Annotated in this window: 14 protein-coding genes; 6 read left to right on the top strand and 8 right to left on the bottom strand. The window is 39.1% G+C overall.

Features of this window, described 5'->3' with window-relative positions:
* Positions 1–9: 9 nt before the first annotated feature.
* Both AC1FXZ_RS11305 and AC1FXZ_RS11300 read right to left on the bottom strand, forming a co-directional pair.
* Positions 10–2,325 (bottom strand): FHA domain-containing protein, encoded by a 2,316-nt coding sequence (locus tag AC1FXZ_RS11305; protein ID WP_480053614.1) that lies wholly within the window; start codon positions 2,323–2,325, stop codon positions 10–12.
* An 89-nt stretch (positions 2,326–2,414) separates the two neighbouring features.
* Positions 2,415–3,503, bottom strand: coding sequence for a leucine-rich repeat domain-containing protein (locus AC1FXZ_RS11300; protein WP_480053611.1), 1,089 nt, complete (start codon positions 3,501–3,503; stop codon positions 2,415–2,417).
* Between the two features lie 516 nt (positions 3,504–4,019).
* On the opposite strand from AC1FXZ_RS11300, the gene AC1FXZ_RS11295 reads away from it, so the two are divergent.
* Positions 4,020–4,859 (top strand): aldo/keto reductase, encoded by an 840-nt coding sequence (locus AC1FXZ_RS11295; RefSeq protein ID WP_480053609.1) that lies wholly within the window; start codon positions 4,020–4,022, stop codon positions 4,857–4,859.
* A 149-nt stretch (positions 4,860–5,008) separates the two neighbouring features.
* Positions 5,009–5,218, top strand: coding sequence for a hypothetical protein (locus AC1FXZ_RS11290; RefSeq protein ID WP_480053607.1), 210 nt, complete (start codon positions 5,009–5,011; stop codon positions 5,216–5,218).
* A gap of 497 nt (positions 5,219–5,715) precedes the next feature.
* Here the strand turns inward: AC1FXZ_RS11290 and sinI are convergent, their stop codons facing one another.
* The 3 genes from sinI to AC1FXZ_RS11275 form a co-directional block, all read right to left on the bottom strand.
* Positions 5,716–5,847, bottom strand: coding sequence for a DNA-binding anti-repressor SinI (gene sinI, locus AC1FXZ_RS11285; RefSeq protein WP_480053605.1), 132 nt, complete (start codon positions 5,845–5,847; stop codon positions 5,716–5,718).
* A gap of 114 nt (positions 5,848–5,961) precedes the next feature.
* Positions 5,962–6,672: a response regulator transcription factor gene (locus tag AC1FXZ_RS11280; protein WP_480053603.1), complete on the bottom strand. Its 711-nt coding sequence runs from the start codon at positions 6,670–6,672 to the stop codon at positions 5,962–5,964.
* Complete coding sequence (locus AC1FXZ_RS11275) at positions 6,638–9,997, bottom strand: ATP-binding protein (protein WP_480053601.1); 3,360 nt, start codon at positions 9,995–9,997, stop codon at positions 6,638–6,640. The genes AC1FXZ_RS11280 and AC1FXZ_RS11275 overlap by 35 nt, the downstream gene beginning before the upstream one ends.
* Positions 9,998–10,376: 379 nt before the next feature.
* Here AC1FXZ_RS11275 and AC1FXZ_RS11270 point away from each other — a divergent pair, with 379 nt between their 5' ends.
* Complete coding sequence (locus tag AC1FXZ_RS11270) at positions 10,377–10,586, top strand: hypothetical protein (RefSeq protein ID WP_480053599.1); 210 nt, start codon at positions 10,377–10,379, stop codon at positions 10,584–10,586.
* Between the two features lie 327 nt (positions 10,587–10,913).
* Here the strand turns inward: AC1FXZ_RS11270 and AC1FXZ_RS11265 are convergent, their stop codons facing one another.
* Positions 10,914–11,171 carry a hypothetical protein gene (locus AC1FXZ_RS11265; RefSeq protein ID WP_480053597.1) on the bottom strand — a complete coding sequence of 86 codons (258 nt, stop codon included), beginning with the start codon at positions 11,169–11,171 and terminating at the stop codon, positions 10,914–10,916.
* 35 nt (positions 11,172–11,206) lie between these two features.
* Positions 11,207–11,653 carry a hypothetical protein gene (locus tag AC1FXZ_RS11260; protein ID WP_480053596.1) on the bottom strand — a complete coding sequence of 149 codons (447 nt, stop codon included), beginning with the start codon at positions 11,651–11,653 and terminating at the stop codon, positions 11,207–11,209.
* 340 nt (positions 11,654–11,993) lie between these two features.
* Between AC1FXZ_RS11260 and AC1FXZ_RS11255 the strand changes: the two genes are divergently transcribed.
* Together AC1FXZ_RS11255 and AC1FXZ_RS11250 are read left to right on the top strand one after the other, a co-directional pair.
* Entirely contained in the window at positions 11,994–12,875 is an 882-nt protein-coding gene (locus tag AC1FXZ_RS11255; protein WP_480053594.1) for a hypothetical protein, read from the top strand.
* Between the two features lie 216 nt (positions 12,876–13,091).
* Positions 13,092–13,463, top strand: coding sequence for a GIY-YIG nuclease family protein (locus tag AC1FXZ_RS11250; RefSeq protein ID WP_480053592.1), 372 nt, complete (start codon positions 13,092–13,094; stop codon positions 13,461–13,463).
* Between the two features lie 87 nt (positions 13,464–13,550).
* On the opposite strand, the gene AC1FXZ_RS11245 is transcribed toward AC1FXZ_RS11250, so the two are convergent.
* Entirely contained in the window at positions 13,551–13,877 is a 327-nt protein-coding gene (locus AC1FXZ_RS11245; RefSeq protein WP_480053590.1) for a hypothetical protein, read from the bottom strand.
* 270 nt (positions 13,878–14,147) lie between these two features.
* Here AC1FXZ_RS11245 and ilvD point away from each other — a divergent pair, with 270 nt between their 5' ends.
* The gene (ilvD, locus tag AC1FXZ_RS11240; protein WP_480053588.1) at positions 14,148–15,833 is read left to right on the top strand and encodes a dihydroxy-acid dehydratase; all 1,686 of its coding nucleotides are present in this window, start codon (positions 14,148–14,150) and stop codon (positions 15,831–15,833) included.
* The last annotated feature ends 27 nt before the right edge of the window (positions 15,834–15,860 follow it).

Below are 15,860 nucleotides of genomic sequence, written 5' to 3'. Positions count from 1 at the left end.
CACTCCCATCTATTGTTTTTCTTTTATCTTTAAGAACAGTAAACTAGCAAAAATACTAATTATCACAAACCCTAGTAAGATCGCCCAATTTTGATAGAGCAATGATAGATCATAAGCATAATAAGCCGGGAGGTCACGAGGTGGTACTAACGCTTGTGTCTCTATTTCAGTCGGTTTTCCATTTAAATCAATCGAAATACTAAATGCCCTTGACGCAAATTTACTAATAGCTAGATTGGAAATAACTTCTGAAAACCCTTCTAATTTAAAAACGAGTCCATTGAAAATCAACTGAGGGATGAGCAAGATTGGCGCTAACCCCATTGCCCGATCAGAGTTATCAACCATAGCGGAAACAAAGAGACCTAACGTTGTTGCAGCCATCGTTGTTAAGAAAAAGGTTATGAAAAACTCCAACGCAAAGGAACCAAGCAAACTTTCTTTTGGGATATCCATCATAAAGACATACACACCAACAAAAGCAAATGTCTGAACAAAAGTGAGCATGCTTAATACAATCAATTTTGACGTAATGTATGGCCCTAATTTTAAATTAACAGCCCGCTCCCTCCGGTAGATATCTTTCTCTTTTGTAATTTCTTGCAATGAATTTAATAATCCGATCCAAACAGCGGAGGCCGATAACGTAAAGACTACTTCTTTTGACGTTTCATATAAGTCAAAGGCATCCCGATCACTAACCATACTCAATAAAAACGCTATGAACGGCGCCTGTAAAATGAGAAATGCTAATCGCTGCTTGTCAATGAGTGTAAGCTTTAAATAACGTTTCGTTAAAATGCTCAGTTGCTTGAAGCTGCTACTTTTTGTAACAGCCTTTCGCTCCGTTGTTTTTGCATCCTTTTGAACCAATGAATTATGATACCCAAAATATGGGGACTCTTTAAATTTTTGTTGCCAAATATGCGACTCCTTGTTGATTAAATCGTAAATATCGGCATAGTCCTCTACATTAAAAAATGTAAGTGCACCGTTAGCAGGCCCAAAATAACAAAGTTTCCCTCCAAAACCTAAAATAATGGCCTTATCACATAAATGAAGGTTCGCTGTTGCATGGGTAATTAGAATAATGGTTTTGCCTCTATTAGACAGCTTACGCAACAACTTCATCATATTCCGTTCCATGCCCGGATCTAAACCAGAGGTCGGTTCGTCCAGGAAAAACAATTTAGGGTCCGCTAACAGTTCAACGGCAATACTGGCACGCTTTCTTTGCCCACCACTCAATTGTTTAATAACTAAATCCTCTCTGCCTTCAAGTTCAACATCTTTTATTACTTCTTGAACTCGGTTTTCGATTTCTTCCTCTGTTGTATCTTCTGGCATCCGTAGCTTAGCTGCATACGTTAACATCTCTGAAACGGTTAACGTATCATAGACAATGTCTTGCTGTGGTACGTACCCCATGATGTTTTTATATGCATTATAATTGGTATAGAAATCATCGCCATTAACCAACACGCTCCCTTCTGTCGGCAAACGGAACCCATTTAAGCTATCCAAAAACGTTGATTTTCCTGCGCCACTGCCCCCGATTAACGCGACAAGCTCGCCAGACTTAATGCTAACGCTAATATCATCTAAAATACGTTTCGTCGATTTCCCTTTAAAGTAGCCACCACCTGAATCCTGAACATCTTTTGTAATTTGAATCGCGTCAATACGAAGCCCTTTCGATTGCACATTAAAAATAATTTTATCCGTTTGAAAAATCAGCTTCGTATGGCCGATAATGATCACATCAGCATGACTTAGCTTCGTTCTTCCAATTAACTGTTGACCATTTATGTATGTACCATTTGTGCTATGGTTGTCTTCAAGAATGAAAGAATTTCCTTCTCTCACAACCACAGCATGTGTCCTTGAGACTAGGCTATGTGGAATCGGGATATCATTTAACTCGTCCCGGCCGATCGTTACTCTATCTGACACAAGCGGCAATTCAGTCCACCTTTCATCACTGTGATCATCTAAGACTGAATAGATCATTAAGATACCGTCATCATGTGGTTGATAAAAGTCATCAATCCGAATATTATCGCCATTTTCAAGTTTCACACCTGTTACTTGCTCCCCATTTACATAAAGACCGTTTGTACTATTGGAGTCGAATACATAACAGCCGTCATCCCGCAATTCAAACACAGCATGAAATGTAGACACAATCGGCGAATTGATCACGATATCATTTTCACTCGCCCGGCCAAGTGTGTATTGGCTCTTGTCTTTGCTATATTCCATATCAATCGTACTTGCTAGCTTTCCTTGCACATATATCGTTAGAACACTTTTTACATCTTTCATAGGAGCACTCATGTCTCTCACCAACCTTTTGTATTACAATTTCAAATGAAAGGAGGTGACATTAACGAAATGCCACCAACCTAGCTCATTTATGCCGATTTATTCCTCTTTGCTAGAATTACTGCAACAACAACCGATTGAAGAATGACGACTCCAAGCAAAATATAAAGCAATAGATCATTGTTTTTTTCTTCTTGGCTTTGAGAGGAAGTGTCTTCACTAACTTCTGAACCATCTAATGTAAAATCTTTTGATCTTAACGTGCTATAAAAAGATTCTGTTGGCGTAAAATCATTGATGTTATTGCCACTTAAGTATAATTCCTCTAGATTGTGCAATGTTCTCAAATGAACAATGTCATCAATATTGTTGTCTTTCAGGCTTAAAATCTTCAAGTTTGTTAAACTTTGAAAATCAATTACTTCTCTTACATTCCCCTCATCTAAAAAAAGCACTTCCAGTTCTGATAATCCACCTAATGGCTTGATGAAACCAATCGGGTTATTTGATAGATGCAAGACTCGTAGATTTTTTAAATTCTGTATCGATGTCACATCAGAAATATCATTATCATTGGCCCGTAATACTTCTAGTTGATGCAGGTGCTGTAATTCTGAAACATTTTCAATCTCATTATGATCAATCCAAAGAGTTGCTAAATCCGTTAGCTTGCCAAGTGGTACGATATTGCTAATCTCATTATGATCCATCTGTAAAATCGTTAACGATTCAAGCTCCTCTAACGGCCCGACATCACTAATACGGTTTCTAGATAGATACAACCGATCAAGATTGCTTAGCTCCTCTAATGGAGAAAGATCTTCTATTTCATTTTCACTTACATTCAGCACTTGCAAATTGGTCAATGAATCAAGGGGCGTGAGATCTTGAATACGATTGCTTCCTACATTTAACTCTGTTAAAGACTCAAGATGTTCAATTCCTTCAAGTGATTGAATATGTTCGTCTTGAGCAGTTAAAGACGTCATTGATTCAACATCACTTTTCACGAGGTCTCCGGAAGGCTTGTCAACTTCCTTTCGAATTACCGCCTCTAAGTTCTCATCGGCAAACTCGATGATGTCATCATCCTTTTCTTCCTCTGCTATTACCGTTGAAACAATGCTTAATAAAATAATTTGTATCAGTCCAATTACTACTAACTTACTAAGTTTCATCTTATCCCTCCTATTGAAGTAATGCCTCTATACATAAATAGTTAGGGGCATCACGCAATCACTGCCACCACTACTAATCTCCATAAGTTCAACTTTTTCAATACCTCAATTGATAAACAATATGTATGCAACACTAATAAAAGAGCTAATAACCCACCCTTCTCTAAGAAAAGAACCCCGTCCTTTTTCCTGATTATTGCACTACCAATAAGTTTACACGAGAACAACATGACAAATGCACTAACTATTATATAGAAAATTTATGGAAAAATGTACAATTTTTACGATTTTTATCACATTTTCCCTAATACCTTTCTCCTCCCTAACTCAAAAGCAAGCCCAAAGATTGACAATATTAACTACTATAAGACCAGTCCTATCCAAAAATGAAGCTGTGTTCGCAGCGCAGCAGTAAGCAGGTATTTTCGCTACTTACACTTGCAATGGTAAGTTCGTGACAGGAAACAAATTCCTATGCGACAATAAGAGATAACCACATTTAAAGGAGGAGTTCTCATGCTAAAAAGCTTAAAAGACACGACGACTTTACATAATGGAGTGAAAATGCCTTGGATCGGTCTTGGGGTATTTAAGGTAGCCGACGGGCAGGAAACAATTGATGCGGTGAAAGCTGCGATTAAAAACGGCTACCGAAGTATTGATACCGCAACAGTCTATCAAAACGAAGAAGGCGTTGGCCAAGCGATCAAAGAATCAGGAATCGCACGCGAAGAACTCTTTATCACAACAAAAGTTTGGAATAAACATCAAGGTTACGAGTCCACTCTACAAGCCTTTGAAAAAAGCTTAAGCAAGCTCGGATTAGACTATCTTGATCTCTATTTAATTCATTGGCCATTTCCTGCGAAAGGAAAATACAAAGAAACATGGAAAGCGCTCGAAAAACTTTATAAAGATGGCAAAGTTCGTGCTATTGGTGTCAGTAACTTCAAGGAGCATCATCTAGATGAGCTGATGAATGAGGCTGAAATCAAACCGATGGTCAACCAAGTCGAATTCCACCCTCACTTTGCTCAAAAGGAACTAAGAGCATACTGCAAAGAGCACGGAATCCAACTAGAAGCTTGGTCACCACTTAAGCAAGGCAAACTTCTTGATAACCCAACGCTTATACAGATTGCCGAAAAACACGGGAAATCTACAGCACAAGTCATCATCCGTTGGGACATACAAAGTGGTGTAGTCACGATTCCAAAGTCAACAAAAGAACACCGGATCATCTCGAATGCCGATGTATTTGACTTTGAATTAACAAGAGAGGAGATGGAATTAATCAACGGTTTGGATACAGGAAAGCGCTCGTTCGCTGATCCCGATGAATTTGATCGCGAGTAAGGAGATACCCAGGGGAGGTAGGGGTCAGACCCCTACCTCCCAAAAAATCCCACTGTTCATATAATTCTTTTTTATGTACATACTAAGTAACAACTTATTTCCATCTCATATGGAGACAAGCTTTCACCACGACTTAGGAGGCGTTTACTGTGAAAACATGGTCAATCATATTAGACGAGGAGATCGTTAAGGAATACGGAATCCCTTTTAAAGGAATTATTGTAGAATCTGAGGGAGAGCCAAATCGGAATGAAATCCACGCTCATTTAAAGGAACAGTATTTCCCTGAAAAAGAAGATGTTTTCTACAATTTATTCACAGACATCTCTGAGATTGACCTTACAAACACTACTCATTAATCTTTCGGAGTAAGAGCGCACCCTCTTATTTGGGTGCTCCTTTTCTCAGCGACAAATCGCCCCCAGCACCTTCAGTTGCCCCAAACGTATATTTCTTAGCGAAAATAGAGATTTAACGGTGAAAGTCACGATTTAACGGCGAAAATTCTAAAATAACGGCAAAAATCTCAATATAACGGCGAAACTTACTTCTTAGCTCTTTTTCAACTTTCTTCTGCAATATTGCCTCTTTATTAGCAACATACCCTCATCCTCGACAAAAGGTGGAAATTTTCTCAAAATTTCTATAAATTTCTCTTCCTTTCCCTAAAATAGAATGGTATTATAAGATTATTAAATGAAGACAATATCCCCCACAATACTAGAATCTCCCTTGCCTCCATATTCACACCAAAAAAAATAACCCTATACAAGGGCCAATTATCATTAAAGAAATACAAAAATAGCAATGTAATTAATCCATCTGTCCATTTTTATATCACTTTCTTATAATGAGATTAAACTGCGTTAATAGTCTTCTCTTTCTGTTTCTCCTCTAGCAAAAACAGACGAACCTCTTCTTTGGTTATCCCTAAATCCCTAGCTTGTTTCATTAACTTAATCCATTCTTCCTCTAATTCAATATCCATCATATAGCCTCCCTTAGAGCTTTTTGATTGATCTAGGACAATTGTAAAACAGTCACTTTAAAACTAGGTAAAAATAACAAACTATTCTAATAATTCTTAATAAAATTACTGAACTTACTGTTTACTGTCGGTCGGGTGCAATTTGTAACCAAAACCTCTTACCGTGATTATGTGTTTCGGTTTTGAAGGGTTCTTTTCAATCTTTTTTCGTAAGTTTCGAATATGAACCGAAACCGTCTTTAAATCTCCGTATTTGTTTTCACCCCAAACAATATTGTATAACTGCTCCGTACTAAATACTTGAAATGGGTGTTTGGCAAGAGCTAACAGTAATTGCAGTTCTTTCGTATACAAATGGATTTTCTCTCCATTCTGGGTAACTGCGTAGCTATAAGTGTTAACCTCGATATCTCCCACCTTGATAATATGTTTGTCTTTTTCCTCTTTTCGTTTCATCACTTGACTACGGCGAAGATGCGCTTTGACCCTAGCCATTAATTCTCCAGGGTCAAAAGGCTTTATCATGTAATCATCGGCCCCAAGCTCAAGCCCATAAATTAAGTCCTCCATCTCTCTTTTGGCACTTAAAAAAAGAATCGGAACATCAATTTCTTCTTCCCTAAGCGTTTGACAAATCGCAAATCCATTCTCACCAGGTAAGAGGACATCAAGAATAACTAGATCTGGTCTTTTTTCTTTTATCATCTTCAACGCTTCATCACCATTTTCATATGAACAGACATGATAATGGCGCTCGAGATAGAGCTCAAGTAGATTTCTAATATCTTTATCATCTTCGACTACGATAATAGTTTCCTTCTCCATTTGCTTCTCGATCCTTTCCAAGAGGTAATGTGAAATAGAATGAACTTCCTTTCCCTCGTGTACTCTCTGCCCACATGATCCCACCATGTATTTTAATGATTTCTTTAGAGATGGTTAGACCAAGCCCTCTATTTCTATAGGATGAGTCACTTTCGTTTCCATCACCACGGTAAAAACGTTCAAAAATATGTGGCAAGCGCTCTGGCTCAATGCCTGAACCAGTATCAGAAACACAAATCACGAGAAAACGCATGCTGCCTATTTCTTTTTCTAATCCAGCCGCAATTTCACTCGTATGCTCCATCCCCTCTTCTATAGTAGAGAAGAAATCCTCCAATTCCCTCATCGTAATCGTAACTGACCCTCCTGAAGATGTGTATTTCAACGCATTATTAATTAAGTTTGACATAACTTGATTAATGCGATCCATATCTACTACTAGCAGTAGCTCTTTCATCTTATCTGGTGGAATCATCTCAAACTTCACATTTTTTAGCCGGACATCCTCTTTGAAACTATCATAGAAATCGGCGACCAGGTCTTCAACAGTGACTGGCTCGAAGCGAAAACTCACTTGTCCGGCTTCTAATCTCGAAAGATCAAATAAATCTTGGATTAACCGTTCAATAAACACCGTTTTCTTATAAATAATGTCAAGATAGGAACGATCATTTGAATCGATCACTCCATCGATCATGGCGCTCACATATCCTTTGATCGCCGTCATCGGTGTACCTATATCATGTGAAATATTAGATAGTAGAGTCCTACGCGATTGCTCTAATTGCATGAGCTCTTCTGTTCTGATTTCAAGTTCTCTTGTTCGTTTTTCTACTCGACCTTCTAACTCCTGGGTCAATGTAAACAGCTCACGGTTTAGCTTATCTAACATTTCTTGCTTCGAGGTCACTTCTGTAATCGCCTTTGTTAATGTTAAAAGCGTCTCAACTCGTGCAAGTAGCTCCTCTTTGTAATAAGGCTTCGTTAAATAGTCATTTGCCCCGGCCTCAAAGGCGGTGACCACATCTTGCAACTGATTTCTTGCTGTTAAAATTAAAATCGGAAGTTCGGTCAAGGAAAACGTTTCCCTCAAGTGATTGCACACTTCAAACCCTGATAATTTCGGCATCATTATATCAAGAATGACTAAATCAATAGTAGGTTCCTTATTAATTCTCTCAATGACCTCTGCTCCATCTTTTGCAAAGATCACCTCATAGCCATTATGAGTCAAATGATTCGCCAAAATTTGGCAGTTTACTGGTTCATCATCAGCAATTAAAACTCTTGCGTTTTTTATTTTTGTTAACGAGGGCAAAGTATCGCTCACATGCCATTCTATCGTTTCTTCAACAATATCCGCTTTCACAGGTCTACTTTGTTGATTCCCCTTATAGATTGGCAAAGTAAATAGGACAGTCGTGCCTTTTGATGGAGTAGAATCAAGTGAAATCGTTCCTCCATGCAGTTCTACTAAATCCTTTGTAATACTTAGCCCCAGTCCTGTTCCCCCACGTTGCCTAACTCCAAAGTTATGACCTTGTTCAAATTCATTAAAAACAATGCTTTGATCCTCCTGAGTCATCCCTATACCTGTATCAATGATCTTTATAATGATTTCTCCAATCCCTTTTTCAGCCGTAAGCGTCACTGTTCCACGATCAGTGAATTTTATCGCATTTCCAATCAGATTATGTAAAATCTGTTGCACCCTGTCTTCATCGGCTTCAACAAAAGGGAGATGATCAGGAATTTGATTAACCACTCGCAGGTCTTTGTTTTTCGTCAACGGCTCCATAGTCGCAATAACTACTTTTGTCACATCTCTAAGGCTTATCGCTCGTTTATCCAAAGTCAGTTCTTTGTGCCTCAGCTTGGAGAAGTCAAGGAGGTCATTAATTAAATGGGCCAACCTCTGTCCACTATTAATAATAATAGAAAGATTGGTCTTAACCGGATCGTTCACCTTGCCAGCTACACCATCTCGCAATGATTCAGCAATACCAACCATTCCATATAGAGGTGTTCGCAGTTCATGTGTCGTATTGGCAAGAAATTCGTCCTTCAACCTGTCTGCTCGCTGCAACTGCTGAATCGCTATTTCCTTGTTCTCATAGGCCTCTTTCTTCGCCTCTTCCTTCTCCTTCTGAAACACTTTCACATGTTCGGCAAGTGCAAGAGAGAAGAAAACGATCTCAAACCCAGTCCCAATCTGAGCTGCATACTTTGTGAAAGTTGTAACAGGAATTAGCCCCGCATCTGCTAGTACAGTTAATAAAGTTCCTAGCAAAAAGATAAACCAACCAAGAAAGAAGTAGCCAGCTGGCTTGAAGCCTTTTTTCCAACTGTGGGCAACGACTGATAAAATTAGCGCAACAACTATCACCGTACAAGCCATGACTAAGTCTAACGCAAGACTATAATTAACCATTAGTACGCCAATTAAAAGAAGGTTTACCACTACAGACCATAAAAGCACTTTACTACGTATTGGTGTATAGGTTCGCGCTTTTAAAAATTCATTGGCAAATAGAGCTGCAGCAGCATTGGCAATCGCTAGAGAAAAAACAATCGATCGATTATTCCACCACGGACTCTCAGGCCATAAAAATTGATACGCTAGTCCATTTAACGTCAGATGGGTCATCGTTACACCTACAATATAGACGACATACCACAAGTAACTGCGAATTCGGAGGGAAAAGTAAAGAAATAAATTATAGCCAATCATCACGAGCGCAGCCCCGTACGACAACCCTAACACTAAGTATTCACCTATGCTTTTTTCAAAGAAAGCATCTCTTGTCCACAACTTCACCGGAAGCTGCATCGAACCTTCACTCTCTATACGTAAAAAATAGGTCCTAGTATCTCCTCTAGGGTGCGAGACATCAAATGTGACATGGCGATGATTTCGTGCCCTTTCTCGAAAAGGAAGCAAGTCTCCTCCATCAAGTTGCATGTATTCACCGTCTTCATTTGGATAGTAAAACTGAATGGAGTCATGTGGCGCATAAGGTAATTCTAAAATGAAGTTTTCAATTTGTGAGGTATTTTCTATTTGAAATTGCAACCAATATACTGGCGCATTAAATCCGAAACTAGGAATTCCACCTTCGTTCTCTCTAAAGGATTGTGAAAAAGCCGATGACATAATATCCTCTATTTCCCAATTCCCTTCTTCATCTTCAAGAAGTTCCATTTGGGAATGGATCGGGTGATATTGCGTTCCTTCTTGAATAGTAAAATTCGCCTGAACCTGTCCCATTTCGCCAAAGCTCAAGAAAAGAAGAAGCAACCATACCCAGTTCCACTTTCTTTGCATGACAATCCTCCCGGTTAATATGAACTCTATTCAACAAAAAAAGACTTGATAGAGTAGTAGTATTCCATCAAGCTAGTCAATATTCCTTTTTATATTTGTAATTTTTTGTTATTTTATTCCTAATTATTGTACTTTTGTACTTTTCGCTAATTCTTTCACAATTTTTATGTCGAAAGTAGTAGCAGTTACAACTCCTGCTATTTTACAAGTAGCTTAGATTACGCATGTGAAGCTTACAACGACTAAGGTAGACATCAAAACAGGGGTCTGACCCCTCAGAATAATTAGGCAACTATCGCCACCCCGAGCCCGAGCTCCTAGCATAGTACTACCGATAACTGGTATAATGAAGGTAACACCAACACAGGAGGTGATATCCATGTCCAAGCGAAAAAAAGCAGAAATCATTAACGATTTCGATGGTCTCATCAAGTCCCTCTATAAGGAAGGTCAAAATGACCACGCAGGAAAAGTCAGATCCATTAAAGAAAAGGTTGAGCAATTGTTTGATCATGAGGACGACCTTCATGGTGGCTTTGTCATTGAGTCTCATGAAGATGTTTGGATTTACGATACCGATGACGCATGAGTAAAAAGAGGACTGCTGTATTGTTTAACACCGATAACGAAACAATGTATTTCATCTCAGAAAAGCAAATATCTAGTTGATGTTTGCCCTCATCTTAGTGAAAGCAGAGCATCTTCTTCAAAAAATCCACATTTCTTCTCGAAACTATACCGCAGTCCACCAACCTTGCTCTTACTTCTGACTTTCTTAGCGAAAATCTCGATTTAACGGTGAAAATCTCGATTTAACGGCGAAAGATTCATTATAACGGTAAAAACCCTAATATAACGGCGAAACGTCCTATTTAGCGATTCCCTCCTTTTCATCTGCACTTCCTCGTTTAACTACTTAATAAATAAAGAGAGTTAACATAACAAATAACAAGATTGAAAAAATCACTCGCAGCCAAATGACCTTTTTTGGGACACGTGCTTTCATCTCTAAGTAATTAATATATGTCATCGTTAGTAAAAACCCAATCAAAATGGTCATGAATCCGTTCATACCGTCCATTTCAAAAAATTGCAGCGCTCCGACTAACACCAAGACAGTTCCAATTGCCCCTAAGACAATCATGATATACAGACCCTTTTTCTCTTCGCTCAAGAAAATCCCCCCTTACATTGAGATTACTTATGTCCCTATTGTTTCTCCCTCTCTTCAATATCGGGAATTTCACTTAACAGCGCGTTTACTGAATCTATATCAGAAGTTTGCAATAAGACCCCTTCCTTATCTAACAATACAAAAGTGGGAAATTGTTCAATGTTCAAAACATCAATTTGTTCTTCGCCACCTTCAGCTCCTTGAACACTAAATAAATGAAGTTTTCCAAGTTCTAAAACAACGTTCATGGAGTTGTAAACCTCATATTGATACTGTTGATTTTCATCATCAGATACAAATGGTTCTGGAGGCGCCGGGCTGCCGTCAAAATCAAAGTAACTATAGAGATGATACTGATTTTCTTCTGTCGGTTTCATTTGACCAATAACCCTTATCTCATTAGCTTGTTCCAAATTTTTTCCAAACGAACAACCTGTTACTAATAACGTACAAATAATTATAAAAAATGTTGAATATCTCACCGTGTCACACCTTTGTTCGTAATCAATCAACACAACCTTGAAATGTTTCAGAGAGTTTCCCTTTTTCTATTTTTCTATTAGCTTTCTTCACTCCCGCATACCCTTACTAAAAAAGCAACAAACTATTCACTCCACTCTAAAATCCACCATAGTTTACCATACTTGTGGCAGAGAGGTAACCATCATGTTGAAGTGAGCTGCATACATTGATAATCAGTTAACTTGAGGAATTTCGGGTGGTGACAGGCAACACAATGATACTATGTTAAAATTGCAATAGCGTAACTTACTCACAAAATTGAAAACTACCAACAATACTACTAGTTTAGAAAGGGATTATATGTTCAAACACAAAGCAAAAGTCACTTTCAAAAGCTTGATCGCGTACCTTATTTTATTATTTATTTTGCCTCTGTCACATCACTTGTTTAGCCCAAATGGAGTGGCCGCAGATTACAGATTCGAGGATACCTTAATCTTTGTCCTTTGGTTCATGCTATACGGCGTGCCGATCATTTTATTAACGGCTCTTCCCGTAACGGTTTTAGCAGGCTATGTCACCAGGTTACTAAAAGGCTTTTCACGCCTGGTCGTTAATTTCATCCTACATATAGGTAGTGCTGTACTAATAAGCTTGCTCCTCTTTAATGAATTCAGTGAATTTGTCTCAATCGCCGTTGTCGTGGCTGCCATCTTTTTTGCATTTGATGAGTTACCACATTTCACGAATAGAAGAGAGAAGGCCTTGTTATCCGTTACGCCTATCGTCATCCTTTTCCTCACGCTTGTGCCATCTTGGCTGAATAACCATCAAGTGTCGCAGGAGTTAGAGGAAATCAACCAAGTCGGCTTTCCATCACCCGTAATCATGATTAACGATAAAGAAGTTGCAGTCGCTGACCCAATATCGCGCTACAACTCTTCAGGAACAGACGGAATCCGCTTAGAACCGTACGTTCTCCCAAAAGGAATAGTAGAAGACCCTCACTATGATCTACATGATATTAAGGAAGGAGATACCATTTCAGTCTCCTTTATTGAAAAGCCAAATGAGAACTATACAACAGAGTTAACGTATCTGTTAGACGGAATCATCCATACAGAAAGAATTTCGGATACAAACAACGAATTTACTGTTCCAGCTAACTTACAGCCACAAGCACTCGTGATTGAAGCGTTCTGGCCTCGCCACCAAGTATCGCTTCATGTAATGATTAACTAACGGATAGATCCTTTCAAAAATTTGAGAAACAGGAGCAACACCGTGGTTGCTCCTGTTTCTCTCCCATATCCATCATAACGACGTCGGTACGTTTTATTTTATTAAAAGATGCCATGGAGTTTTCCGAAACTTGTCGTTATTTGACGAAAAATAATAGTAGGCAATTTTACCTTATTAGAATAAACTTTATCTATTACATAAAGAGGAGATAAGACTATGAGCCTATTAAAGAAGTTAGCAAGTGCCGCAAGCGCTGCTGTAAATACGATGAACAGCTTTGAAAAGGTAAAGGATAGAGCCCCAAACCAAGTCGGAGTCTATATTATGCATCATAAAGGAACAGTGAAATACGTAGGGCGTGGCATTGAAGACCGCCCCAACCAAAGTCCTAAAGGATTAAGAAAAAGGCTCCAAGAACATTGGAGAGGATCTGCAAGCTGTAAAAGAGAATTATTTGATCACCGACATGAAATCACGGTTTCTTTAAAAGTTTGTAACTCTGTAGAAGAAGCAAAAAGATTAGAAGGAGCTCTAATTAGAAAATATGATACCGTTACTAACGGTTGGAATTTAAGATACGAAGATTAAGAATAGATTAATAGGGGATGCCGAGTTGGCACCCCCTTTCACATCGATGGCAAGCGCTAATCCCCCGTCACTCACTACTACATACCTCTATTTCCTCTCAAGCACCAATTCAATCTCCCCCGTAACCACATTTGTTACTAACCTCACATTATAGTTCAGTAAGATTGCAACAACTATCACTACCCCTAATGTAACAACAATTGTAATTAGGACTGGTACTGCCAATGCTCCTGCACTAGATCCAGCTATGCTAGCAGCAAGTGCTTTATGGCTCATTCCTTCGTGAACATCCGGAGTCTTCTTTACTTTTGCCAAGGGTTTCAGTGTTTGTGCTAATTTTCCCTTTATGACAATCACTTTCTCTTTATTTTTGACTGCTTTTACTAGCTCTGCTTTACTCATAACCGTTACCATCGTTATCTATCTTCCTTTACATGCCATCTTTAAATGGAGTATTTCTTATATTCATTATTTTAGCATACATACACCTATTAATAAGCTTACGGTTAGGAACCTTCTCATCACTAATAAAACCAACAATAATAATTTTATATTGACTTTATGAAGACCTCTTCCTCTGCATTTCCACTTTCACTTGTCCTTCATATATATCTGTTCTGTTTACACAAGCACAAAAAAGGAAATACTTACCGAGAATAATAAAAATTTCGAGGGGGATTTAAGGTGGATAAGAAAGATTTACGAATCCATAGTATCGATATCAGCGAAGGGGAAAACCGTTCCCCGAATAGAGCGATGCTGCGAGCAGTTGGATTTAATGATGAAGACTTTCAAAAGCCAATGATTGGTATTGCGAGTACATGGAGTGAAGTTACGCCTTGTAATATGCATATTGACCAATTAGCTCTTAAGGCTAAGAGTGGCGCGAAAAGCGGAGGAGGCTCTCCATTAATTTTTAATACCATTACGGTTTCCGATGGAATTTCCATGGGGCATGAAGGAATGCGCTATTCTCTTCCAAGTCGAGAAGTGATTGCCGATTCGATTGAGACGGTAGTTGGGGCTGAACGACTAGATGGCGTGGTTGCAATTGGGGGCTGTGATAAAAATATGCCCGGTTGCATGATTGCGATCGGCAGAATGAATATTCCGGCTGTATTTGTCTATGGAGGAACGATTGCTCCCGGGAAGTCGAAAGAAGGAAAAGATATTGACATCGTTTCTGTATTTGAAGCAGTAGGTCAGTATAACGCTGGTGCGATCAATAAGGAAGATTTAAAAGACATTGAGTGCCATGCTTGTCCTGGTGCAGGTTCATGTGGCGGAATGTATACAGCAAATACGATGGCCTCTGCCATTGAAGCGATGGGAATGAGTCTTCCACAAAGTTCATCCAACCCTGCCGAGACGCCGGAAAAACTCGATGATTGTGAAAGATCAGGACATGCCGTTGTGAATCTTTTAGAAAAAGAAATTTATCCAAGAGACATTATGACAAAAAAGGCTTTTGAAAATGCGATAACAGTTGTGATGGCACTTGGTGGTTCGACGAATGCGTTTCTGCACCTTTTAGCAATTGCTCATTCTGTAGATGTTGATTTAACATTAGACGATTTTGAACGGATCCGTAAGAAAGTACCACATCTTGCTGACTTAAAGCCAAGTGGTCGATATGTTATGCACGACTTGCACTCAGTTGGTGGGGTATCGGCTGTCATGAAACTTTTATTAGAAAAGGGGCTCCTTCATGGTGATTGTTTAACGGTCACAGGTAAGACAATCGCTGAAAACTTGGCAGAACAGGAACCATTAAAAGAAGGTCAAGTCATTATACGCTCATTTGACGATCCGATTCGTGAAACTGGACCACTTTTTGTTCTTAAAGGGAACTTGGCACCCGAAGGAGGGGTTGCGAAAATGTCCGGCTTGAAAGTTAAAAAGATGACGGGTCCCGCAAAAGTCTTTGATTCAGAGCCGGAAGCAACAGAAGCTGTCTTGAACAATGAGGTTAAGCCTGGAGATATCGTAGTCATTCGCTATACCGGTCCAAAAGGAGGTCCAGGCATGTCCGAAATGTTATCCATTTCCGCGATCATCGTCGGAAAAGGATTAGGCGAAAAAGTAGGCTTGATTACTGACGGAAGATTTTCAGGAGGGACACATGGGTTGGTTGTTGGACATGTATCTCCTGAAGCGCAAGTTGGTGGACCAATCGCACTTCTAAAAAACGGAGATACCATTACGATAAACAGTGAAACACAAGAATTGACTGTAGATGTTAGTGAAGAAGAATTAGAACAACGTTTAAAAGAATGGCAAGCCCCACCACTTCGTTACTCAAGAGGTGTCTTAAACAAGTATGCTCGCCTTGTCTCATCCGCTTCTAAAGGCGCCGTTACGGATCTATAATTGAACAGAGAGCTGCACTGCTCCATT

It is taken from the genome of Halalkalibacter sp. HAAS-P014, assembly GCF_056619965.1.
Note: the sequence above shows the minus strand (reverse complement) of the source record. Positions and strands in the feature narration are given on the sequence as shown.